A 23,170-nucleotide genomic window follows, 5' to 3' on the forward strand; every position below is an offset into this window, starting at 1 on the left:
TTTAATGACGGAAAATTTGAACCAGACAATCATTCAGCTTGTACAAAAAGAGCTTTCAGACTATCGTCCCAAGCAGTTGACGACTGTACTTAATTTGTTAAATGAAGGAAACACCGTTCCTTTTATCGCGCGTTATCGAAAAGAAATGACGGGAAGTCTTGATGAAGTCCAGATTCGTGAAATCGAAGAGCGGTATGCATATCTTGAAAACTTAGAAAAACGAAAAAACGAAGTGATTCGGCTGATCGATGAACAAGGGAAACTGACCCCTGAGTTAGAAACAGAAATCACGCAATCCGTAAAAATGCAACAAGTGGAAGATTTATATCGTCCATACAAACAGAAACGACGGACAAAAGCAACGATTGCTAAAGAAAAAGGACTTGAACCACTCGCGCTGTGGCTGATACAGCTTACAGATGGAGAGGTGCAATCGGAAGCAGAAAAATATATCGATAAAGAAAAAGAAGTCTCTTCTGCTGAAGAAGCGTTGCAAGGTGCGCATGAGATCATTGCTGAACAAGTCAGCGATAATGCAAAATTTCGGACTTGGATTCGGTCTTATACGTATAACAAAGGCATGTATGTCAGCCAAGTCAAGGATGAGCAAGCAGATGAAAAAGGCGTATACGAAATGTATTATGACTTTGCAGAACCTGTCCATAAAATGGTTTCTCATCGGATATTGGCCACTAATCGAGGAGAAAAAGAAGAGGTTCTCAAAGTGTTCCTTCAAGTAGACGAAGCAGCAGTTTTAGCTTACTTGGATCGCCAATTAGTGAAAAATCCTGCCTCTCCTTCTTCTTCCTTTGTAAGAGAAGCCTATCAAGATAGTTATAAACGCTTTATACAGCCGGCAATCGAGCGAGAACTGCGTAATGAATTGACTGAAAAAGCGGATGAGCAAGCCATCGCTATTTTTGGAGAAAATCTTCGCAATCTTTTGTTGCAACCGCCGCTAAAAGGTAAAGTCGTACTGGGATTTGATCCGGCCTATCGTACTGGATGTAAACTAGCAGTCGTAGATGCGACAGGAAAAGTTTTGGCAATCGAAGTCATTTATCCGCATAAACCTGCAGCACAAGCGAAAAGGGAAGCTGCTGGTCCAGCTTTTATCCAATTGATCAATAAATATCAAGTAGATATGGTAGCTATCGGGAATGGAACAGCCAGTCGGGAATCAGAACTTTTTGTGGCTGAGCAATTGAAATCAGCCGACCATAAAGCCTATTACGCCATTGTCAATGAAGCTGGCGCTTCTGTTTACTCCGCTAGCGAAATTGCACGAAAAGAATTCCCGCATCTACAAGTAGAAGAAAGAAGTGCAGTTTCTATTGCCCGTCGTCTGCAAGATCCTTTAGCTGAATTAGTCAAGATCGATCCTAAAGCTGTCGGTGTAGGACAGTACCAACATGATGTTTCTCAAAAACGTTTGGCTGAACAATTGGATTTTGTCGTGGAAACAGCGGTCAACCAAGTAGGCGTGGATGTGAACACGGCTAGTCCACAGCTCTTGCAACACATATCAGGATTGAATAAAACGACTGCCCAAAACATTGTCAGTTATCGTGAAGAAAATGGAGAATTTACTGCACGAACTCAGCTGAAAAAAGTGCCACGTTTAGGGCCAAAAGCATATGAACAAGCAATCGGCTTCTTGCGAGTTCCTGGCGGGAAAAACATTTTGGACAACACCGGTATCCATCCCGAAAGTTATTCTATTGCGAAAGACATATTAATGACAGTCCATCTTTCAGAAAAAGAGCTTGGGACAGAAGAAGCAGTAGAAAAATTGACACGGTTATCCGCGGAGAAACTGGCTGAAAGCTTATCAGTCGGAGAAGAAACGTTAGCCGATATTTTAGCTGGGCTGACACAACCTGGACGAGATATGCGTGATGAGATGCCAGCGCCCCTATTGCGTACAGATGTGTTGAGTATGGAAGATTTGAAACCAGGGATGGAATTGACTGGAACGGTCCGTAACGTCATCGACTTCGGCGCATTTGTCGATATCGGTGTGAAACAAGACGGACTTGTCCATATCTCAAAACTTAGCAAAAAATTTGTCAAGCATCCAACAGACGTCGTGTCAGTCGGAGATATCGTGACGGTTTGGATAGAACAAGTTGATACGAAAAAAGGCAGAATCAGTTTGACGATGCTTTCCCCTTATGAAGAGTAACAATGAGGAGTAACAAAAATTGACACAAGAAGAACTGCAGCAGTTAGTAGAAGAGATATCATTAAAAAGCTTCCAGCGTCCTTTCAAGCACCAAGCAATGTTCAATCCACGCTTGCGTACAACTGGCGGGCGCTATCATTTAAACGATCATCATTTAGATTTTAATGCAAAGCTGTTTGAAGAGTCAGACAAAGAGACGATTGCAGGAATCATCAAACATGAACTTTGCCATTATCATCTTCATCTAACTGGAAGAGGGTATCGTCATAAAGATATGGATTTCAAGTATCTTTTGAAAAAAACAGGAGGATTGCGCTATGCGCCAGCCTTGACGAAGAAACAGATAAAGATCGAATATTATCAATGCCAAGATTGTTCTGCCACAATCTGCCGCAAAAGAAGAATCGATGTACACAAATATCGTTGTGGAAGATGTCATGGGGAAATCAAATGGATTGAGACAAAGAGAGAAAGCCTCAATGAAGTATAAAAAATCAGATGAAAGGATGAAGAGTTTTTGGAAAAAAACGAGCAGAGAAATCTAAAAGACTGGAATCAGTTATTAGCCTTTTTAGCCGCACCTGATGAGAAAGATTTTGAGAAATTGTCGGCACCTACACTTATTTTAGCTGGAAACGGTCTTCCTATCTTAGCTGATAAAGCAGCACAAATGTATGTAAATGGTCAAGTAGAACGTTTGTTTTTGGTCGGCGGGGTGGGTCATGCGACTAGGATCCTTTATGAGAATTTTGAAAAGCAAGGATTTCATTTTGAAGAAGGCATGAGTGAAAGTGAAATCTGTCGTCAGTATCTAAAAGAAGTCTATGATTTGCCCGATAAGGCTTTCCTGATAGAATCGAAGTCTACAAATTCTGGAGAGAACGCCACTTTTTCACTGGAGATTCTTCATTCCTTAGATGCTGTACCAGAAAAAGTCCTATTGATGAATGATCCGACACTGCAACGCAGGACTCGAGCAACTTTTGAGAAAGTATGGCAAAATGAACAAACTGTTTTCGCAAATGCTGTGCCATTTGTGCCGGAAATCCTTCACTTTTCTGAGGAGATCATCTTTACAGCAAAAGAACTGAACCATCAATGGCCGAAGGAATATTTCTATGCACTGGTGTTAGGAGAAATGGAGCGACTCCACGACGATGAGAATGGCTATGGTCCGAAAGGAAAAGATTTTATTCCTCATATTGATATATCAGAAGAAGTTTGGTCTTCTTATACAAGAATCAAACAGTCAATAAAAACAGATTTTTCCCGTACATGACCTTTTTAGCAGGCGAATCCTCCTTTCTAAATAAATTTGGTTGAAATTTTCAATCGTTTATAAGATAATGAGGAGCGTGTTGAATGTAATAGCTAAAAGAATGGACGCTAGATAAGAGAAGAGGATTCAAATGGAAAATCAAAATAAATTGTATCATTTCGTTGGTATCAAAGGTTCAGGAATGAGCTCCTTGGCTCTTGTTTTACATGAACAAGGTTTAAATGTCCAAGGATCAGACATTGAAAAATATTTCTTTACACAAAGAGATTTAGAAAAAGCAAATATCACGATTCTGCCATTTAACGCAGAGAATGTAAAACCAGGTATGACGATTATTGCAGGAAATGCATTTCCTGATTCACATGAAGAAATCCAGCGAGCAAAAGAATTAGGTTTGGAAGTGATTCGCTATCACGACTTTATTGGTCATTTTATCCAAAACTATACGAGTATCGCTGTAACAGGTTCTCACGGAAAAACAAGTACGACTGGTCTGCTCTCTCATGTATTGAGTGGTGTCCGTCCAACAAGTTATCTAATTGGAGACGGAACAGGCCATGGTGATCCGCAAGCGGAATTCTTTTCATTTGAAGCCTGTGAATATCGCCGTCATTTCCTTGCCTATTCACCAGACTATGCGATCATGACAAACATCGATTTTGATCATCCGGATTATTATACAAGTATCGACGATGTATTTACAGCTTTCCAAACAATGGCTGGACAAGTGAAAAAAGCTATTTTTGCGTACGGTGACGACGCTTATTTACGCAAATTAGAAGCAGATGTGCCGATTTATTATTATGGTGTCACAGAAAATGATGATATCCAAGCACGAAACATCGAACGTACAACATCCGGTTCTGCTTTTGATGTCTATCATGGGGATGAATTTGTTGGACATTTCACTGTACCAGCATTCGGCAAACACAATATTTTAAATGCTTTAGGTGTTATTGCAGTTGCGTATTTCGAAAAACTGGATCTGAAAGAAGTTGCGGAAGAAATGCTGACTTTCCCAGGAGTAAAACGTCGATTCAGTGAAAAAATCGTAGCAGACATGACCGTAGTCGATGATTATGCGCATCACCCTGCAGAAATCAAAGCAACGATCGATGGCGCACGCCAAAAATATCCAGATAAAGAAATAATTGCAGTTTTCCAACCCCATACGTTTACGCGTACGATTGCATTGATGGATGAATTTGCAGAAGCACTTGATTTAGCTGATAAAGTTTACTTATGCGATATTTTTGGTTCGGCTCGGGAAGAACAAGGAAACGTTAAGATTGAAGACCTTGGAGCGAAAATCAAAAAAGGTGGAGAAGTCATCAAAGAAAATAATGTATCTCCACTATTAGATTATCATGATGCAGTAGTAATCTTCATGGGTGCTGGAGATGTTCAAAAATTTGAACAAGCGTATGAAAAACTTTTAAGCAGCACGACGAAAAATGTACTGTAATACAATTACTGCAGTGTCCTTATAAAAATAGAAAGAGGGAGAGTGGCAAAATTCTTGTCATGCTCCCTTTTTTACAACTTTTGATAAACGGCGTTCAAAAGCTTGCATCTGCGGTAATAAGCCCAACCAAATCAAAAACATGAGAAGCTGTTTTTCTTGGCTGTTCTTATTACTTGATGCAGGACAGCTTTTTCACGACCTCTTTAAACTATAGGAATCTGTTAAATCAATGGAGCAGAACTTGCCTTTTGTGCTGCTTTTGGTACAATAATGTATGATTAAAAATAAACTGGAGGGTTTCTATCTTGAACATAGGTAAGCCGAGAAAACTAGGAAAAACAATAAATGAAATCGAGGAAGGCGACTCGTTATCCTTAACAGAATCTATTGAAGATAACCAGCTTTTGCTGTATTTGGGATTGACGAATGATGCAAATCCTTTGTATATCCAACATGACTTTGCACAAAAAACAGAATATCATCAGCCAATCGTTCCATCAGTGATGCTGATGGGGATCATCACAAGTGCAATTTCAAAGCATCTTCCTGGACCAGGATCACATGTTGTCAATTTTTCTGTCAATTTTATTGAACCGGTTTTCCATTATGAAACACTGACTTTTCAGTTTGAGGTCATAAAAGTAGATAAGATGAAGGATGTGGTGACGATTTCTGTAGAAGCGGAAAACACGAACGAAGATCGTGTGTTGGATGCTGTTGTTATGGTCCAACCGCCACAAGTTCCTGAATTGGAAATAGCAATCGAAAGTGAAGGTGAATTAAATGAATAATCCAAGTACATCAATGTCAGGTATCAATCGTTTTTATGCAAAAGTTTATGGTTTTTTAGGTATGGGACTTGCCCTTAGTGCAGTCACTTCTTACTTGGCTCTTTGGGTATTTCCTTTGCAACTAGCAACTTTTATCAATAACTTTCCATTAGGCTTTATGGGTCTGTGGATCGTTGAACTGATTTTAGTAATGGTTCTAGGCGTAAAAGCACAAAAGAATCCGAGCTTAGCAATCGGTGGATTTATTGCCTACTCTCTTTTGAATGGCATAACATTAGCAGTTACTCTTGCATACTACGATATTGGAACAGTAACGCAAGCTTTCTTGACAGCTACCTTGATGTTCATGGGGATGTCTGTTGTCGGAGTAACAACAAAACGAGATCTTAGCGGGGTTGGAAGAGCAGGACAGGCTGCTTTGATCGGAGTGATCATTGCACTAGTCTTGAACATCTTCATTTTGAGAAGTAGCGCAGTTGAGCTGTTTATCTCACTGCTTTTAGTCGTCATCTTTGCAGGGATCACAGCTTATGATAACCAAAGCATTCGTAATATCTATGTCCAGACAAATGGAACAGCACATAGTGGCATTGCTGTATTCATGGCATTGAAGCTGTATTTGGACTTTATCAACTTGTTCTTGGCGTTTCTAAGAATCTTTGGACGGAACAACTAAAAAAGAAAAAATTGATCAGTTGGGGCTATACCGAAATATTTGGTATGGTCCCGCTTTTTCTTTTCGCATTCCGCATGATTCTTTGTTAGAATGAATAAGAACTTTACAGTAAGGAGTTAAGAAGATGACAAAAAATAAATTATTACTCGTTGATGGGAACAGTGTGGCTTTTCGCGCATTCTTTGCGCTGCACAATTCCCTTGAACGTTTCAAAAACAGAAACGGTCTTCATACAAATGCAATCTATGCATTCAATACGATGTTTGAAAATGTTATGCAAAAAGAGCAACCGACGCATGTTCTGGTTGCGTTCGATGCAGGAAAAACGACCTTTCGGACAGAAATGTATGCGGAGTACAAAGGCGGAAGATCTAAAACACCAGGTGAATTCAAAGAACAAATGCCCTATATCCGTGATTTGTTGACGGGATTAGGTGTACAGTATTATGAATTGCCCAATTATGAAGCGGATGATATTATCGGTACTTTGGCAGAAAAAGTAGACAAAGATCAATTTGATGTCGTCGTACTTTCCGGTGATCGGGATTTGACTCAATTAGCTAGTAAAGAAGTCAAAGTGGATATCACTGTAAAAGGTGTCAGCGATATCGAAAGTTATACACCAGAACATGTGGCGGAAAAATATGATGGATTGAGACCAAAACAGATTATTGACATAAAGGGGCTAGCCGGAGATGCCTCTGACAATATCCCAGGTGTGACTAAAATCGGTGAAAAAACAGCTATCAAGCTATTGAAACAATATGGCTCAGTCGAAGGAATCTATGAGCATATTGATGAAATGAAGCAAAGCAAAATGAAAGAAAATCTGATAAATGATAAAGAGCAAGCGTTCTTATCGAAAAAATTGGCAACCATCAATACCTCAGCGCCTGTGGAGGTCTCTATCGACTCACTGAAGTATGAAGGGAAAAATCTCGATAAACTCGTTCCGTTTTATAAAGAAATGGATTTCAATCAGTTCCTTTCTAAACTGAATATCGTTGAAGAAGAAGTAAAAATGGATGATATTTTATTTGAAGTCGTGCATGAATTTAAAGAGGAAATGTTTACTACGGATATGGCACTGTATGTGGAAATGATGGGAGACAATTATCATACAGAGGAAATCGTCGGTGTAGCGTGGGGGACAGAAAAGAAAATCTATGTCACGAATGATCTGTCTGTATTCGAAAACCAAGCGTTCCATTCTTGGATCACTGATCCGACCCGATTGAAAAAAGTATATGATGCGAAACGAACTTATGTTGCTTTAAATCGCTATACTGGAAAAACGAAAGGAATCGATTTTGATGTCTTGCTAGGTGCATACCTTCTCGATACGAATGAAAAAAGCACAGATATCGAAGGAATAGCCGCACATTACGGATACAACGATATTCAATCAGATGAAACTGTATACGGCAAAGGGGCGAAAAAAGGTTTACCAGAAGAAGAGGAACTCTTTTTTGCTCATTTGGCGCGAAAAGTAGCTGCAATCAATGCGTTGTCACCAAAATTGAGCCAAGAACTGGCAGATAAGAACCAAGAAGATCTTTTCCGAAAAATGGAACTGCCCTTGTCTATCATTTTGGCAGAGATGGAAATAAGCGGGATCAAAGTAGATGCGACTCGCTTACAAGAAATGAAGGGCGAGTTTTCTGCTCGCTTAAGAGAGATCGAACAAAAAATCTACGAAGAAGCCGGCGAAGAATTCAATTTGAATTCACCAAAGCAATTAGGAGTGATCTTATTTGAAAAAATGGGATTACCCGTTATCAAAAAAACAAAAACTGGGTACTCTACAGCCGTAGATGTACTGGAACAGCTTCGTGAACAAGCACCAATCGTAGAGGATATCCTAACCTATCGTCAAATCGCAAAAATTCAATCTACCTATGTCGAAGGACTGCTGAAAGTGATCCAATCAGATGGAAAAGTGCATACCCGTTATGTCCAGACATTGACCCAAACAGGACGATTAAGCTCTGTTGATCCTAATTTGCAGAACATCCCGATTCGATTAGATGAAGGGAGAAAGATACGTCAGGCATTTGTTCCTAGAGAAAAAGACTGGTTGATTTATTCTTCTGACTATTCACAAATCGAGTTACGCGTACTTGCGCATATCTCAAATGATGAACATTTGAAAGCTGCCTTCCTAGAAGGTCAAGATATCCATGCCAGCACAGCGATGCGCGTATTTGGAATCGAAAAGGCAGAGGATGTCACACCAAATATGCGTCGGCAAGCAAAAGCAGTGAATTTTGGTATCGTGTATGGCATCTCTGATTACGGACTTTCACAAAATTTAGGCATCAGCCGAAAAGCAGCACAGCAATACATCGATACGTACTTTGAAAAATACCCAGGTGTCAAAGAATATATGGAAAGAATCGTACGCGAAGCAAAAGACCAAGGCTACGTCGAAACGCTGTATCACCGCCGTCGATATTTGCCAGACATCAATTCAAGAAATTACAATATCCGTTCTTTTGCGGAACGAACAGCTATCAATACACCAATTCAAGGAAGTGCTGCTGATATTTTGAAAATCGCGATGATCGAATTGGATAAACGATTGAAAGAAACAGGTCTTCAAGCTACGATGCTGTTACAAGTTCATGATGAACTTGTCTTCGAGGTACCTGAAAAAGAACTTGAATCATTAGATAAATTGGTGAAGGAAGTTATGGAACAAGCTGTTTCTCTCCATGTACCACTGATCACTGACAGCAGTTGGGGAAAAACGTGGTACGAAGCAAAATAAACATTGTTTAAGACAGAGCAATATAATGAAGGTGAAAAGAAAAAATGCCAGAATTACCAGAAGTAGAAACCGTTCGTAAAGGATTGGAACGGTTAGTAGTAGGAAAAACGATTCAGAAAGTGCAAGTCTTGTGGCCCAAAATCATCGAGCAACCAGAGACACCCATCTTTGAGGCTTCTCTTGTTGGCGAAACCATCCAATCCATTGGACGTAGAGGGAAGTTTTTGATTTTTCATCTCGATCATTATGAACTGATCTCACACTTGCGAATGGAAGGAAAATATCAATTCACGAAAGAAAATACACCAATCGATAAACATACGCATGTACTTTTCTTTTTTGAGGACGGGAGCCAACTTCGCTACAACGATGTACGAAAATTTGGTCGTATGACAATCGTCGAAAAAGGAGCAAGTGCAACTTACCGAGGAATCATGAAATTAGGACCTGAGCCATTGCCTGACAGCTTTTTATTAGCAGATTTTGCAGCTGGACTGAAAAAATCGCACAAAGCAATCAAGCCTTTACTGCTAGATCAACGTTTAGTAACGGGACTAGGTAATATTTATGTAGACGAAGCACTATGGGAAGCGAAGATCCATCCAGAACAACCGGCGAATACATTACGTCCAAAAGAGATAGAACAATTACGTCTATCGATTATTGATGTTTTGAATCGTGCAATAGAAGCCGGAGGTACCACGATTCGCAGCTATTTGAATGCATTAGGAGAATCAGGCGGATTCCAAGTAGCACTGCATGTCTATCAGCAAACTGGCAAACCATGTATACGTTGTGGGACACCGATCGTGAAAACAAAAGTGGCACAAAGGGGGACTCACTATTGTCCGAATTGTCAAAGGCTGAAAATCGAAAAGTAGGCTTTGTTTTAGGTTTGACGGGCGGAATAGCTACTGGCAAAAGTACGGCAGCCAAAGTCTTTCAGTCTCATGGATTTCCTTTGATCGATGGCGACGTGATTGCCAGAGAAACTGTTGAGCCTGGAACGCTTGCTCTGAGGAAGGTTGTGTCTGTGTTTGGCCAAGAGATATTGCAGTCTAATGGTCAGCTAGATCGAGGGAAACTTGGGATGATTGTTTTTCCATCAAAGGAGAAACGGCAAAAACTTGATCAGCTATTAGATCCGTTTATCCGAAAAGCGATAAAAGATCAAATCGCCTCTCTAAGTTCCAATCATCCTTTAGTAATTGTAGATATCCCATTGCTCTACGAAGGTCATTATGACCACTATATGGATGCAGTAGCTGTCGTTTATACTACGCCAGATATTCAACTCAGACGCTTGATGAAACGTAATCAACTAACACTAGAACAAGCGCAGCAGAGAATTCGCAGTCAACTTCCAATCGAAGAAAAAAAGCAGCGTGCGGATATTTTGTTTGACAACAACGGAACGAAAGAGGAACTTGTGGAACAAATCGAAAATTGGCTTTTAGCTAATCGCTTTCTTTGAGTATCTGTGTCAAGTTTGCTATCCTGAGTATATAGAAAGCGAGGGATAGCGATGGGATCATTTAAAAACCAAAAGGATAAAGTCGTAGGTAACGCAAAAGAAAAAATCGGCGAAATACTCAATAAAGAAAATCTAATCGATGAAGGTCGTACGCAATCAGAAACAGCAGAAGAGAAAGAAAAGCAGTACCAAGCAAGAATCGATGAAATAGAAGACCAGCAGGCAGAAAAAGAAGCGAAACAGCAAGATTTGACTCAAGAACGAAAAAATCCGGCACCTGATCGTAGTAAGACACCGCTCCCAGAAAGTGAACACATTCCTGATGAACAAAAGATCGAGGAACAACGACTGAAACACTATACAGGAATCGAAGAGAAGTTATAAAATAGTAAGAAATAGAGACGTGACTTGAAGCAGATGATAAGATGTTCATCTGCTTCAAGTTTTTTGCGCTAGTCGACTAAATCAGCTTTTGGGCGAGTCATTTCTCAGCAATCAAGGTCATCAGTACTGGAAAATTGAAATTGGATTAGAACAGGGGACATAATTACGCATGAAAATAGAAAAAATTGTTCTTATATCCGTGTTTTTTTGGGTAGGACAGTCGCGTTTGTGATTTGTTTCGTGTTATAATACAACTAGTTGTAAAGAAAGACACATCCTTTATATAAAAATGCGATGCAAGAGGTGAGACAAAATGAGATGTCCCAGATGTCAACATAATAATTCACGAGTAATCGACAGCCGTCAAGCAGATGATGGACGTGCGATCCGTCGCCGTCGCGAATGTGAGAATTGTTCGTTCCGATTCACTACGTTTGAACGAATTGAAGCTGCTCCGTTATTAGTCATCAAGAAAAACGGGGAACGCGAAGAATTCAATCGCGATAAAATTTTAAGAGGACTCATCCGCTCAGCAGAAAAAAGACCTGTAGCTATGGAGCAAATGGAACAAATCGTCAACCATGTCGAAAACCGCGTACGCAGTCTTGGGGAAAACGAAGTATCAACGAATCTGATTGGTGAATATGTGATGGAGGATTTAGTCGATTTAGACGAAATCGCGTATATCCGTTTTGCCAGTGTTTATCGCCAGTTCAAAGATATGTCTGTTTTCTTAAAAGAGTTGCAAGATATCGTGGATAAAGCAAAAGAGAATAATAAAGAAAACAATTAAGAAACAAAAAGGAGGCATTTCCTTGGAAAATGCTTGGAAAGAGCTTCAACCAAAAAATATTTACCAAGGAAGAAAAGAAGCTCCGCTGAGGGAAGACAGCAAGAACGCCTTGCTGTATCTTTATCAGCCACTGATCGGCGGAGAAGCCTTGAGTATCTATTTCACTCTATTATCAGAGATCTCGCAAGAATCTGGTGAAGGTCCTGAAGGGATGCATGCAGATTTACTCAGTAGTCTAGGCTGCGGGATCCCTCAATTTTATGATGCAAGAAAAAAGCTGGAAGGAATCGGCTTACTGGATGTTTATTTTAAAGAAGATAGCGATCTGGGGCCTCGTTTTATTTATGAGTTGTTAGAGCCACTCGTTCCTAAAGCATTTTTCAAAGATTCTGTTCTGGCATTTCTTCTTTTGGAAAAAGTTGGTGAACGACGATTCCAGAAGCTTACCCAGTTGTTTGAACCTAAAAGGCATACAACACAGGGATATCAAAAAATCACAAAAAAATTTTTAGATGTTTATCGCTTCAATGAAGCAGTATACGCTGCTAATCAAGAAAACATCGAATCACTGAATAAATCTTTTGAAGAATCTGAGCCATCAGCATTACTTGAAACAGATTCGACATTCGATTGGCAATTTTTGAATGATTGGCTGGCAAAAAAACATATGACTGTTCTTGATGATTCAATCATCAAACAAGTCGACATGTATCATCAGCTTTATGGATTCGATGAACTAACTCTTGGTGAACTCATCAGTCAATCTTATGATTTTAGTGAACAAAAAGTATCCATGAAGGAGCTGCAAAAAGCTGTTTTGGCAATGCAGAGACGACCAGTAAAGCAAATAAAGGAAACAGTCGCTGTTGCTGAAAACAGCAATGAATCTCCGACGAATGAACATTTGACAAATGCAGCGCTTCAGTTGATAAAAGAAGCACAGAGCATTCCACCGATGAAATATCTGGAAGCAATCAAGTCAGAAAAAGGCGGATATGTTTCTAAACAAGAAAATTGGTTACTGCAAGACCTTGTTTCTCAATCAGGTCTTTCCAGCAGTGTGATCAATGTTTTGTTGAATTATGTATTGGTGATCAAAAATAATGCTAGCTTAAATGCTAGTTATGTGAATACAGTGGCAAATGAATGGGCACAAAAGAAAATCGCCACAGCAGAAGAAGCAATTCAGCATATTCGGCAAATAAGCAATCAAGCAAAACAATCAAAACAAAAGAAGCAAACAAATTATCCAAACGGCAAGCGAAATGTTCGGCGGGAAAAGCTTCCTGATTGGGTCAACCAGCCAAAAGATGAAAAACAGATCAGTAGTGAGAAAAAAGCAGAGATTGACCGCCGTTTTAAAGAATACCTGGCGAAAAAGGAGGGTGACATCTAATGGAAGACGTAGGCAAAGAATTGAAGAGGATCATCAGCAAACGTAATTATCAAGAAAAATATGCTGAAATGATTGCTGACGTCCTAAATGATGCGGATGTTCAAGCTTTTCTAAGTGCACACCAAGAAGAACTGACACAAGCGGATATTGAAAAAAGCTACGCCAAATTGTATGAGTTCGTGCAGGAAAAGCGTAAATATCAAAAAAACGATCCAACGATGATCGCTCCAGGCTACGAGCCGAAGTTGACGTTGAATTTTCATTATGTGGATGTCACTTATGTACCAACAGAAGCATTGTTAGCTCGGCAAAGACAAGAAGAAATCAGAAGCCGAGTAAAAGCAATGGATATGCCAAAAGATATTCAATCAGCATCTTTTGAAAACTTTGAGCGTACAGATGGACGAGGATATGCGAGCTTGGAAGCCCTAGATTTTGTAGAGAAATATACTGCAGATCCAAAAGGGTATCATAAAGGTCTTTATTTGGTAGGGAGTTTTGGTATTGGAAAAACATACTTATTAGGAGCAACAGCGAGAGAACTAGCGATTGCTGGTTTCACCACGACATTAGTCCACTTTCCGACGTTTGCCGTTGAGATGAAACAGGCAATCGGAAAAGATCAAGTGGCAGAAAAGCTAGATGCAGTGAAGCGTTCCCCCATTTTAATGATTGACGATATTGGTGCAGACGCGATGAGCAGTTGGATACGGGATGAAGTATTCGGCGTCATCCTTCAATATCGGATGCAGGAACAGCTACCGACATTCTTTTCATCAAATTTCACAATGGATGAATTGGAACAGCATTTGTCCGTCACTCAACGTGGAGATGAAGAGCCGCTGAAAGCAAAACGCATAATGGAACGCATACGTTATTTGACAAAAGAAATCGAAATGACTGGTCGCAACCGCCGCAATGGTTGAACAGTTGATAAGTCCAACTGATATTTGACCAAGGAGTAAAAGCAGGTCAGCGAATCTTTACATGGACAGAAATGACCGGAGACAATCACCGCAACAAGTAATGCAAAAACTTAAACGGAGGATTTTTTATGAGGGCTATTTTTTCTAGTATATCTGTAGTTGGTCTATTTTTTATTTTAGCAGGATGCGGTAGTGCAGATAGCAACACAGGTTCTGTTGATTCGATTGATGCGGGTCAAACAGTAAAAACAAGCAGTACGAAAACGGAGGGACAAAGCATATTTGTAGGAACGATTGAAAGCATCACTCAAGTAGAAGCGGAAGAAGAAACGATTCAGCTGAAACTCGTCGATGTCATGGCAAAGGAAGATCCAGCGAATATGGGGACATCATTCAGCAATGACGGAGTGATTTTGAACGCTACTGCTGAAAAAATAAGCGTGGACATAAATGAACTGAAAATCGGTGACAAAGTCCAATTTACATTAGTTGAGATGCCGATCATGACGATGTCTATCCCACCACAAGTGCCTGGAGATTCGATCATTGACGTTTCGTTGAACAAATAATCAGAAACACTTTATTCAAAGAAAGAATATGTTGTTTTATAGAACAAAAAGGTATATTTTTTAAGGAGATCTGGGAATTTTTTTATTCCTAGTCTCCTTATTTTATATGGAAAATGCTATAATTACCTAGAAGGAGTGAAGCTATGAACCATTTAGATTTATCTCAGCGCTTAGAGGCAGTTGGTGACTTTGTCCCTGAATCTGCTCGTTTAGCAGACATTGGATCAGATCACGCATACTTACCTGTTGCATTGATGCTAAAAGGAAAAATCGAATATGCAGTTGCAGGTGAAGTCGTTCAAGGTCCTTATGAATCAGCACGTAAGCAAGTCCAAAAAGATGGATTGGAAGATCGTATCACTGTACGTCTTGCAAATGGTCTAGATGCGATCCAACCGCAAGATGCTATAACGGCTGTCACAATCGCGGGTATGGGAGGTTCGCTGATCCGAGATATCCTAGAAGCTGGCAAGTTGAATCAACGCCTAAGTGGACAAGAACGTTTGATCCTTCAGCCAAATATCGGAGAGCGTACGTTACGATCATGGCTGCAAGAAAACCAATACAAAATCCAATCAGAAAAAATACTTGAAGAAAACAAAAAAATATATGAAATCATTGTAGCCGAAAAAGGACAAAAACCAGTTACTTACAGTGAAATGGAGCTGATGTTCGGGCCATTTCTGCTTGAAGAGAAAAGTGAGATCTTCAAATCAAAATGGACAAGAGAGCTTCAACAAAGAAAAGCTATCCGTGAACAGCTCAAACAAGCAGCTAATCAAGAGGCACGTCAAAAACAAATCGAGCAGGAAATCCAAATAATTGAGGAGGTTTTAGAGTCATGACAATCAGCGGACGTACCTTCATCCAAAAGTTTGAAAGCTATTGTCCTCAATGGCTAGCTGAAGAAGGAGACCCAGTCGGACTGCATATTGGAACATTAGATAAACCGATTCAACGGGTAATGATGACATTGGATGTTCGCCCAGAAGTGGTCGAAGAAGCAATCGAGAAAAAAATCGATCTGCTGATTGCTAAACATCCCCCAATCTTTCGTCCTGTAAAGCGGCTGACTACTGATCAGCCGCAAGAAAAAATGTATGCAGATCTGTTGAAACATGATATTGCCGTTTATGCGGCACACACGAATATGGATATTATTTGGGACGGACTGAATGACTGGTTTTGCGAACTTCTTGGTATTGAAGTGGAGAGTTATTTAGTGAAGACTCATGAAATCCATTATAAAAAACTGGCGGTTTATGTACCTGTGGATCATGCACAGAAAATGCGTGAAGCATTAGCTGCAGCTGGTGCTGGTATGCAAGGCGATTATACCGGTACAAGTTTTACCTCGATTGGACACGGTCGATTTACTCCGAATGTTGGTGCACAACCAGCGATTGGGAAAGTAGGGAAGACAGAACAAGTTCAAGAAGCAAAAGTCGAGGTTATTTTGCCCGAAACAATCGAAAAACAAGTGATTGATGCCATGCAATCAGTTCATCCTTATGAAGAACCTGCGTACGATCTTTTCGCAATTGATGCACCAGTCGAAAAGTTTGGGCTAGGTCGAATAGGTGAATTACCGCAAGAAATCCCCTTAGAAATATTTGTGGAACAAGTAAAAAAAGTTTTCCAATTAGAGGGACTGAGAATCGTTCAGCCTCAAAAAACAAAATCATCCATCAAGCGTATTGCGATTTGCGGTGGAAGCGGCGAAAAATTTTATCCGCAAGCAATCGCTCAAAGAGCAGACGTCTATATCACCGGAGACATCTATTATCATACGGCTCATGATATGCAAAGCGCCGGATTGATCGCAATTGATCCCGGACATTATATTGAATCGTTATGTAAGGAACGGTTCATCGAGAAATTTGAGACTTGGAAACAAGAAGAAAATTGGGCTATTGACTTTTTCGTCTCTGAAACGAATACAAACCCATTTCAATTTAATTAAAGGAGAGAATACTATGTACGAAAATCTTTTGCCACGTTTTTTACGGTATGTCAAAACAGAAACACGCTCCGATGCAACAAGCAAAACGACCCCATCGACTCAGACACAAGTTGCTTTTGCGCAAGAATTGAAAAAAGAATTGGAAGAGTTAGGTTTATCTGATGTTTTCTATAATGAAGACAATGGGTTCGTTATGGGAACATTACCAAGCAATGTCGATCATGAAGTGCGTTCTATTGGATTTATTTCCCACATGGATACAGCAGACTTTAATGCAGTAGGAGTCAATCCACAAATCATTGAAAACTATGATGGAGAGTCTACGATCGTACTAGATGGGGAAGAACGTTACACGTTGAATACAAAAGATTTTCCAAATTTGAAAAATTATGAAGGTCACACGTTGATTACTACAGATGGCAGTACTTTACTGGGAGCAGATGACAAATCAGGGATTGCGGAAATCATGACTGCAATGGAGATCTTGATCAATAATCCTTCTATCCCTCATGGTACCATCAAAGTAGCTTTTGGACCTGATGAAGAAATCGGTGTCGGAGCGGATAAATTCGATGTTGAGCAATTCAATGTGGATTTTGCTTATACAGTAGACGGCGGTCCTTTAGGTGAATTGCAGTATGAAACATTCAGTGCTGCTCAAGCAAATATCACGATCCAAGGGAAAAATGTACATCCGGGGACGGCAAAAGATACGATGATCAATGCTTTACAGCTGGCGATTGATTTTCATAATCAGCTTCCAGCCGATGAAGTTCCAGAAAAAACAGAAGGATACGAAGGTTTCTTCCATTTGATGGCATTGAATGGAAATCCTGAAGAAGCTTCTATGAGTTATATCATTCGCGATCATGATCGTGAAAAATTCGAAGCGCGCAAAGCACAAATCACACATATCCAAGAAGAATTGAATCAACGATTTGATCAAGAACGAATCAAAGTAGATATGTATGATCAATATTACAACATGAAAGAAATCATCGAAAAAGATATGAGCATCGTGGAATTAGCGAAACAAGCAATGATCGAGCTTGGGATCTCTCCAGTGATCGAACCAGTTCGCGGAGGAACAGATGGTTCAAAAATCTCTTACATGGGTATTCCGACGCCAAATCTATTTGCCGGAGGAGAAAATATGCACGGTCGATTCGAATTTGTTTCTTTACAAGTAATGGAAAAAGCAACAGATGTGATTGTTAAAATTGCAGAATTGAACACAAAGAGTTAAAATCGAAAAAGAACAGCTTATGACAAGGCGTTCGTCCGATGATGGAATGTCATCTGTCTAAGGCTAAAGGGCAGGACAATGGAATGGATTGTCCCGCCCTCTTTTTTGAAGAGTAAATAGGAGGTAAAGAATGGAAAAGCTGCTAGTTTTTTATAACAAAAGTTCAGGGAAAGATGAGGGTGAGAAATTAGCACGCTGGTTTCAAGATTATGTAAAAGAAAAGCAACCAGAATTATTTGTAGATTTAGCTGAAACTGGCCCGTCGATTGACCATGCGGATTTAGTCAAGAAAGCAGAAGCTATAGGAGCCGATACTCTAGTGATCATAGGAGGGGACGGCACGATCCATCATATCGTTCAAGCGTTCCAGCAAACGTTATCTCAGTATCATATCGGATTACTTCCAGGTGGAACAGTCAATAATCTCGCACGTGTCCTTGAAATCCCCTTGAAGAAAGAAGAGGCTGCTGATGTGATTCTAGAAGGAAATGTCCGAAAAATAGACTATGGCCAAGTCAATGATGCAGTCATTATCTCTACACTGACAATCGGTATCTTAGCCGATACAGCAGTTTGGATCAGTCAAGAAGAAAAACAGCGTTATGGCTCGTGGATTTTTATCAAGAAATTCTTTAAGTTATTGCTGAAGAAGAAAAAATATCATTTGGATTTAGAAACAGACGAGGAGCATTGGAAAGGAAAATCCCAGTTATTGACAGTCACGATGTCTAACTCCGTGGGCGGCTTTACAAATTTCGACGACTCAGCGACCCCAGATGATGGAAAATTCCATGTAACGATCGTACCTTCCTTAGATATTTTCCGATTTATTTTTTATTTGCCTAGAATCATGAGAGGAAAATTCTATACGATACCTGGCATCACTTATTTCACAGCCAAACGCATGAAAATCAAAGCACAGGAAAGATCTGTTGGCACTCGGACAGATGGAGACACGACAGATGATCTTCCAGTTGAATTATCTGTTGTATCAAAAGGATTAGCAGTTTATTCACCAAAAAAAGAAGAAAAAGATCAGAAATAGTAGTTAATAGAAAGTTGGAAGAAGAATAATGGATGTATTGTTACACAATCCTTTGTGGTTTTATCTATTCATTGTAAATTTTTATTTATTTTGTCTGATGGGATATGATAAACATCAGGCTCGAACTGGCGGCTGGCGTGTACCTGAAAATAATTTGATATTTGTTAGTCTGTTAGGCGGTGGTTTGGGAGGATTGATTTCTCGGAAAGTTTTTCATCATAAAACAAGGAAAAAGAAGTTTACCGTAGGATTCATTGCGGGTGTGCTTGTTGATTTGATTCTCATTTATTTTTTCCATTAAGGAGCAGGAGATGTCATCTAAAGGAACGAAAATTAAAATCATTCTGAATCTGCTTTTGCTGATTGCGATTTTTGCTATTATTTATTATTTAATCAATCAATCATTTGCAGATATCTTTGCCGAATTACTGTCTACCAGTGTTGTCGTTTTGGCAGCCACTGTTGTATTAGGGACAGTTTACCAAATCGCTGAAGGGCGCTCGATCAAAGAGATTGCGGAACCTTTCGCGCCGAATTTTACAACGAAAGATGGGTTTCTGACCTCTAGCTATATTGCATTTTATCGAATCGTTTCATTTGGTACAGGAACATTGATCTCGGAAATTTATTTTTATAATAAAAAAGGAATGAAACTGTCTCAGGGAGCAGGGGTGACAGCACTCCATATGATCATGTACAAACTTGCAGTGATTACCTATGCGTTAGCTGGCTTGCTCATCCAATTCTCTCTTTTTTATTCTAATAGTCCGTCAATGATCTGGTTTATTATTGCTGGCATTCTTTTGACGATCGTGATTGTTGCCTTTTTATTGGTAATGTCCATCAGTCTGAATGTCCAAATATTTTTTGTCAGCTTATCGAATAAGTTATTTAAGAGTGAGCGTTTGCGAAAATGGGTGGATACATGTAATCAGCAGATCTACTCTTTAAGGGAAACGGTCCAAACCATTATCCAAGACAGGACTGCGCTATTGCGGATTTATCTATGGAATATGTTGAAACTTGTATTTTGGTATGTACTTCCCTATTTGATTCTGATTGAAAACCATCCTAAAATAGATTTCCTACTGACCATTTCGTTTATCAGCTTTGCAGTAGTGCTTTCAGGAGTTATTCCTACGCCAGCTGGTATTGGATCCTTTGAATTTGTCTACTTGTTATTGTTTAGACCAGTTGTCGGAACAGTTGACGCAGTTTCTTCGCTTTTGTTGTATCGTTTCAGTTCCTTTATCTTGCCATTTCTCTATGGATTTGTGTATGTGATTGCTGAACGGCGAAGAGTGATCAAAGAAGAAATAATAGAAGTAAAAAAAGAGAATAAAGAAAATCAAGGGTAGGTCTTTTATAAGATCTACCCTTTTTTTTTATAAAAGAAAAACATTAGGAAGCTATGTCACTTGAACATGTAAAACATTTTTTCTTGAAGCAACTCTACCAATGCATTTATTCTTGACTGTCTTTTTTTAAAAGAACCATTAAGATACTTAATAGAACAACAAACAAAGCAGAAAAAAATACTCCCTGATAACCATCAATTGAAAAAGTACTTTTACCAAACAATTGGAATACGATACCAAAAAAAGTGATCATGAAGCTTTGACCTAGATTTCTGCAAAGGGTGATGAAACCAGATACCGTACTGATATTTTTATCTGTAGCTAAAGCTTGTGCAGACAAGACACTTGTAGTAACCGTTGTGCCAGTACCAAAACCTGAAAAAGAGGCTAAGATAAGGAGAACGAAATAAGGCGTCATTTGCGGTAGAAATCCTAAAATAAGAAAAACTAAACCATTCACCCCCATACAAAAGGTTAACAAACGTTTCGTTCCAAAATATTTTCCTAATGGCACAGCAATCATCGATCCAGTAATAAAAAAGACAGAGGAAGGTAAAAGCGCTAAACCACCAAGGCTAGGAGATAAAGAAAGTTGCGTCTGAATCCATAACGGAAGATATACTTGAAACCCCATCATTGCTCCATTCATGAGAAAAGTAACGAGGTTGAACAAAAGAAAGTCAGATGATCTCAATGTTTCGACAGGTAAGACTGGTTCCTTTACTTTATTTTCATAGGAAAGCAAAATGAAAGAAACAAGGATGCCAAAAAGGAACACGCCACCACCAAGTATAAAATGATCTGGTATTATCTGTATACCAACTAGTAAAAGAAATAAAACTGTAATCAGAAAGAGATATTGTCCCAGTTCTTGATAAGAAAAAGAGACAGACGGACGTTTTTTTTCATTATAGAATAAAAGTAAGATCAAAATCGTTATTAAGCCAACAGGAATGTTTATAAAAAACACCCAGTGCCAACTAAAGTTTTCGACCAATAGCCCTCCTAAAAGAGGAGCAGCTAACGAAGCAATCCCCCATGCCGAATTATTCAATCCCATTATTCTTCCGCGAGATTCATAATCAAATAAATCACCAATCAGAGAGAAAGTAATGGGCATGATTCCTCCCGCACCTATTCCTTGAACCATCCTAAAAAATACCAGAATAAAAAATGATTGGGAAATACCGCAAAGAAAAGTACCTGTCATAAACAAGAGCAATCCAATGATAAAAATCGGTTTCTTTCCATACTGATCCGCCAGACGGCTGAATACAGGTGTTGACAATGCACTGGAAAATAAGTAACTAGAAAACAGTAAGGCAATCGGGATTTCACGACCAAAACTATTAGCAATAGCATTAGCAGCTGTGATGACGATCGTGGATTCGACTGCAGTCATAAATGTAGCAAGATAGATTGCTAGTAATATCCATCTTTTTTTTGTTTGACTCATCTTTTTTCCTCCTAAAAATCTTTTTAAGCATCCTACAAATTGACAAGTTCAATTATTTGTTTTAGAATATGCTTGCGCACGCAATTATATGCCTTGCGAGAATAGTTTGTCAACTAAAAGGAGGAGAAGAATGGAAAACAAAGGCGAAAGCAATTTGAAGTGGTTAGCCAAATTGACCCGAATTTATCAAAAAGAATTAGACCAAGCACTAGCTCCGCTCAAATTAAATTCAACGAATTATTACTTTATTGTGAAAATCCATGATTATCACCAATTGAAACAAGAAGAATTAATCAAATTGACCGGATTGGATGGAAGCAATGTCACCAGAACAATACAGAAGTTGACGAAGATGGGGTTAGTGACAAAAGAAAAAAATACACAAGATCGAAGAAGTTTTCTTTTAGAATTAACTGAAAAAGGACAAGAACTTCACGCTCAAGTAGTAGAATCTGTAGAAAATGCTCAGAAGAATTTTCTGTCAAAATTGACAGCTGATGAGCAAGGAACATTTGAGTATCTGTTAGGAAAGTTGGCACAAGAAGAATAGAAGGGTGATCCTCATGGAAAATACATCCAATGTACTAAAGGGACTAGTAGAAATTCCTAATCATTACGAATTAGTCAATGAATTAATAGAACAAAGAAACAAAAAGAAAGTCAACATCATCCGTTATCAAAATCAAGGAATCTATCTTCATAATGGACCAAGAATCATTGAAGTCATGGAAGGAAAGCTTTTAGTCAGTTTTAAGAATCTGACCGAAATACCTGAAGGAAAATTGTTATCAATCGAACGTGCCAAAGCTTTAGCTGAAAAGATATTTCATAAGTTCAATCCAACCTATGCGAAAGGGTTGACATTTATGCGCATAGAGCAACAAAAACGTAGCTTTATAGATGAAAACAGCGTGGAACAAACATTTCCTGTTCAATGGATCAAATTTGCTCATCGAAATGGAAGCTACAACTGGGTTACATTAGGAGCCAACGGCAAACTCATTGAGATGGAAATCGACTCAAGGTGGGATTATTTTCACGGACGCCGACAAACGGAAATGTGGGACAATGACGATTGGGTATTAGCTCGTGAAGGAAAAGGGCCTCAGCTTCCAAGTCCGAATGCATTAGCTTAACAAGGAGGGACAGAAATGAACACGAATGGACTATATGATGAATTTGATCTAGAACTTTTAGGAAATCTAAGAAATCGGCTACAGAGACTAGAAGATACAGACTACATGACTGCCTACTATAAAGGATACAGTGCTAGTGGCATGACATTGGACGAAATAAAAGAAGAAATAGAAGAACTGTCTCACACGATTCGAGAATTAGAAGATCGTATGGAAGAAACACAGTGGTGAAAAATATAGTTATTAAAAGCAAGTATT

At 39.3% G+C, this 23,170-nt stretch carries 24 protein-coding genes; 23 read left to right on the forward strand and 1 reads right to left on the reverse strand.

The annotated features are described in order from the left end of the window. The first annotated feature begins 4 nt into the window (after positions 1–4). The 20 genes from A5816_RS04435 to A5816_RS04530 all read left to right on the forward strand — a co-directional run bounded on the left by A5816_RS04435 (position 5) and on the right by A5816_RS04530 (position 20,320). Positions 5–2,185, forward strand: coding sequence for a Tex family protein (locus A5816_RS04435; RefSeq protein ID WP_086310823.1), 2,181 nt, complete (start codon positions 5–7; stop codon positions 2,183–2,185). Between the two features lie 19 nt (positions 2,186–2,204). Further along, positions 2,205–2,675, forward strand: coding sequence for a SprT family protein (locus A5816_RS04440; protein WP_002374542.1), 471 nt, complete (start codon positions 2,205–2,207; stop codon positions 2,673–2,675). A gap of 27 nt (positions 2,676–2,702) precedes the next feature. Then, entirely contained in the window at positions 2,703–3,464 is a 762-nt protein-coding gene (locus A5816_RS04445) for a YdcF family protein (RefSeq protein WP_002374544.1), read from the forward strand. A gap of 130 nt (positions 3,465–3,594) precedes the next feature. After that, positions 3,595–4,929 carry a UDP-N-acetylmuramate--L-alanine ligase gene (murC, locus tag A5816_RS04450; RefSeq protein WP_002319131.1) on the forward strand — a complete coding sequence of 445 codons (1,335 nt, stop codon included), beginning with the start codon at positions 3,595–3,597 and terminating at the stop codon, positions 4,927–4,929. A 305-nt stretch (positions 4,930–5,234) separates the two neighbouring features. Beyond that, positions 5,235–5,720, forward strand: a complete 486-nt coding sequence (locus A5816_RS04455) for a MaoC/PaaZ C-terminal domain-containing protein (RefSeq protein ID WP_002291977.1) — start codon at positions 5,235–5,237, stop codon at positions 5,718–5,720. Beyond that, positions 5,713–6,396 carry a Bax inhibitor-1/YccA family protein gene (locus tag A5816_RS04460; protein WP_002374546.1) on the forward strand — a complete coding sequence of 228 codons (684 nt, stop codon included), beginning with the start codon at positions 5,713–5,715 and terminating at the stop codon, positions 6,394–6,396. The genes A5816_RS04455 and A5816_RS04460 overlap by 8 nt, the downstream gene beginning before the upstream one ends. A gap of 124 nt (positions 6,397–6,520) precedes the next feature. Beyond that, positions 6,521–9,166 (forward strand): DNA polymerase I, encoded by a 2,646-nt coding sequence (gene polA / locus A5816_RS04465; protein ID WP_086310824.1) that lies wholly within the window; start codon positions 6,521–6,523, stop codon positions 9,164–9,166. A gap of 44 nt (positions 9,167–9,210) precedes the next feature. Further along, positions 9,211–10,047, forward strand: a complete 837-nt coding sequence (mutM, locus tag A5816_RS04470) for a DNA-formamidopyrimidine glycosylase (RefSeq protein ID WP_065773060.1) — start codon at positions 9,211–9,213, stop codon at positions 10,045–10,047. Beyond that, a complete protein-coding gene (gene coaE / locus A5816_RS04475) occupies positions 10,011–10,640 on the forward strand; it encodes a dephospho-CoA kinase (RefSeq protein ID WP_086310825.1) in 630 nt (209 codons plus the stop codon). Before mutM ends, coaE begins: the two co-directional genes overlap by 37 nt. A gap of 51 nt (positions 10,641–10,691) precedes the next feature. Continuing rightward, positions 10,692–11,024 (forward strand): hypothetical protein, encoded by a 333-nt coding sequence (locus A5816_RS04480; protein WP_002374553.1) that lies wholly within the window; start codon positions 10,692–10,694, stop codon positions 11,022–11,024. A gap of 313 nt (positions 11,025–11,337) precedes the next feature. After that, a complete protein-coding gene (nrdR, locus tag A5816_RS04485) occupies positions 11,338–11,817 on the forward strand; it encodes a transcriptional regulator NrdR (RefSeq protein WP_077836495.1) in 480 nt (159 codons plus the stop codon). 22 nt (positions 11,818–11,839) lie between these two features. Further along, positions 11,840–13,213, forward strand: a complete 1,374-nt coding sequence (locus A5816_RS04490; RefSeq protein WP_086310826.1) for a replication initiation and membrane attachment family protein — start codon at positions 11,840–11,842, stop codon at positions 13,211–13,213. Next, positions 13,213–14,139: a primosomal protein DnaI gene (gene dnaI / locus A5816_RS04495; RefSeq protein WP_086310827.1), complete on the forward strand. Its 927-nt coding sequence runs from the start codon at positions 13,213–13,215 to the stop codon at positions 14,137–14,139. Before A5816_RS04490 ends, dnaI begins: the two co-directional genes overlap by 1 nt. 128 nt (positions 14,140–14,267) lie before the next feature. Beyond that, entirely contained in the window at positions 14,268–14,708 is a 441-nt protein-coding gene (locus A5816_RS04500) for a hypothetical protein (RefSeq protein ID WP_002374558.1), read from the forward strand. Between the two features lie 143 nt (positions 14,709–14,851). After that, positions 14,852–15,553, forward strand: coding sequence for a tRNA (adenine(22)-N(1))-methyltransferase TrmK (locus tag A5816_RS04505; RefSeq protein WP_086310828.1), 702 nt, complete (start codon positions 14,852–14,854; stop codon positions 15,551–15,553). Beyond that, complete coding sequence (locus A5816_RS04510) at positions 15,550–16,671, forward strand: Nif3-like dinuclear metal center hexameric protein (protein WP_086310829.1); 1,122 nt, start codon at positions 15,550–15,552, stop codon at positions 16,669–16,671. Before A5816_RS04505 ends, A5816_RS04510 begins: the two co-directional genes overlap by 4 nt. Positions 16,672–16,684: 13 nt before the next feature. Then, a complete protein-coding gene (gene pepT, locus A5816_RS04515; RefSeq protein WP_086310830.1) occupies positions 16,685–17,917 on the forward strand; it encodes a peptidase T in 1,233 nt (410 codons plus the stop codon). 130 nt (positions 17,918–18,047) lie between these two features. After that, the gene (locus A5816_RS04520) at positions 18,048–18,962 is read left to right on the forward strand and encodes a diacylglycerol kinase family protein (protein ID WP_002374562.1); all 915 of its coding nucleotides are present in this window, start codon (positions 18,048–18,050) and stop codon (positions 18,960–18,962) included. 28 nt (positions 18,963–18,990) lie between these two features. Beyond that, positions 18,991–19,263, forward strand: coding sequence for a DUF1294 domain-containing protein (locus A5816_RS04525; protein WP_086310831.1), 273 nt, complete (start codon positions 18,991–18,993; stop codon positions 19,261–19,263). 10 nt (positions 19,264–19,273) lie between these two features. After that, positions 19,274–20,320: a lysylphosphatidylglycerol synthase transmembrane domain-containing protein gene (locus A5816_RS04530; RefSeq protein ID WP_086310832.1), complete on the forward strand. Its 1,047-nt coding sequence runs from the start codon at positions 19,274–19,276 to the stop codon at positions 20,318–20,320. A 106-nt stretch (positions 20,321–20,426) separates the two neighbouring features. Here the strand turns inward: A5816_RS04530 and A5816_RS04535 are convergent, their stop codons facing one another. Beyond that, positions 20,427–21,776, reverse strand: a complete 1,350-nt coding sequence (locus tag A5816_RS04535; RefSeq protein WP_256926001.1) for an MFS transporter — start codon at positions 21,774–21,776, stop codon at positions 20,427–20,429. A 130-nt stretch (positions 21,777–21,906) separates the two neighbouring features. Between A5816_RS04535 and A5816_RS04540 the strand changes: the two genes are divergently transcribed. Genes A5816_RS04540 through A5816_RS04550 form a run of 3 tightly spaced genes read left to right on the forward strand, consistent with a single transcriptional unit; the run spans position 21,907 to position 23,143 of the window. Continuing rightward, positions 21,907–22,326: a MarR family winged helix-turn-helix transcriptional regulator gene (locus tag A5816_RS04540; protein WP_002374569.1), complete on the forward strand. Its 420-nt coding sequence runs from the start codon at positions 21,907–21,909 to the stop codon at positions 22,324–22,326. 13 nt (positions 22,327–22,339) lie between these two features. Continuing rightward, positions 22,340–22,912: a YcdB/YcdC domain-containing protein gene (locus tag A5816_RS04545; protein WP_086310833.1), complete on the forward strand. Its 573-nt coding sequence runs from the start codon at positions 22,340–22,342 to the stop codon at positions 22,910–22,912. Positions 22,913–22,927: 15 nt separating this feature from the next. Then, on the forward strand, positions 22,928–23,143 hold the full coding sequence (locus A5816_RS04550) for a hypothetical protein (RefSeq protein WP_002340731.1): 216 nt from the start codon (positions 22,928–22,930) through the stop codon (positions 23,141–23,143). Positions 23,144–23,170 lie beyond the last annotated feature (27 nt).

Origin of the sequence: Enterococcus sp. 3G1_DIV0629 (assembly GCF_002141285.1) — a bacterium.
In the GTDB taxonomy this organism is placed as follows: domain Bacteria; phylum Bacillota; class Bacilli; order Lactobacillales; family Enterococcaceae; genus Enterococcus_B; species Enterococcus_B lactis.

Excerpts from the sequence above, each read along its gene's own strand:
- A5816_RS04530 (WP_086310832.1), top strand. The coding sequence starts at position 19,274 with ATGTCATCTAAAGGAACGAAAATTAAAATCATTCTGAATCTGCTTTTG.
- A5816_RS04480 (WP_002374553.1), top strand. The coding sequence starts at position 10,692 with ATGGGATCATTTAAAAACCAAAAGGATAAAGTCGTAGGTAACGCAAAA.
- A5816_RS04510 (WP_086310829.1), top strand. The coding sequence starts at position 15,550 with ATGACAATCAGCGGACGTACCTTCATCCAAAAGTTTGAAAGCTATTGT.
- polA (WP_086310824.1), top strand. The coding sequence starts at position 6,521 with ATGACAAAAAATAAATTATTACTCGTTGATGGGAACAGTGTGGCTTTT.
- mutM (WP_065773060.1), top strand. The coding sequence starts at position 9,211 with ATGCCAGAATTACCAGAAGTAGAAACCGTTCGTAAAGGATTGGAACGG.
- A5816_RS04540 (WP_002374569.1), top strand. The coding sequence starts at position 21,907 with ATGGAAAACAAAGGCGAAAGCAATTTGAAGTGGTTAGCCAAATTGACC.
- A5816_RS04535 (WP_256926001.1), bottom strand. The coding sequence starts at position 21,776 with ATGAGTCAAACAAAAAAAAGATGGATATTACTAGCAATCTATCTTGCT.
- A5816_RS04545 (WP_086310833.1), top strand. The coding sequence starts at position 22,340 with ATGGAAAATACATCCAATGTACTAAAGGGACTAGTAGAAATTCCTAAT.
- A5816_RS04550 (WP_002340731.1), top strand. The coding sequence starts at position 22,928 with ATGAACACGAATGGACTATATGATGAATTTGATCTAGAACTTTTAGGA.
- dnaI (WP_086310827.1), top strand. The coding sequence starts at position 13,213 with ATGGAAGACGTAGGCAAAGAATTGAAGAGGATCATCAGCAAACGTAAT.
- A5816_RS04525 (WP_086310831.1), top strand. The coding sequence starts at position 18,991 with ATGGATGTATTGTTACACAATCCTTTGTGGTTTTATCTATTCATTGTA.
- A5816_RS04500 (WP_002374558.1), top strand. The coding sequence starts at position 14,268 with ATGAGGGCTATTTTTTCTAGTATATCTGTAGTTGGTCTATTTTTTATT.
- pepT (WP_086310830.1), top strand. The coding sequence starts at position 16,685 with ATGTACGAAAATCTTTTGCCACGTTTTTTACGGTATGTCAAAACAGAA.
- A5816_RS04435 (WP_086310823.1), top strand. The coding sequence starts at position 5 with ATGACGGAAAATTTGAACCAGACAATCATTCAGCTTGTACAAAAAGAG.
- A5816_RS04520 (WP_002374562.1), top strand. The coding sequence starts at position 18,048 with ATGGAAAAGCTGCTAGTTTTTTATAACAAAAGTTCAGGGAAAGATGAG.
- A5816_RS04460 (WP_002374546.1), top strand. The coding sequence starts at position 5,713 with ATGAATAATCCAAGTACATCAATGTCAGGTATCAATCGTTTTTATGCA.
- murC (WP_002319131.1), top strand. The coding sequence starts at position 3,595 with ATGGAAAATCAAAATAAATTGTATCATTTCGTTGGTATCAAAGGTTCA.
- nrdR (WP_077836495.1), top strand. The coding sequence starts at position 11,338 with ATGAGATGTCCCAGATGTCAACATAATAATTCACGAGTAATCGACAGC.
- A5816_RS04505 (WP_086310828.1), top strand. The coding sequence starts at position 14,852 with ATGAACCATTTAGATTTATCTCAGCGCTTAGAGGCAGTTGGTGACTTT.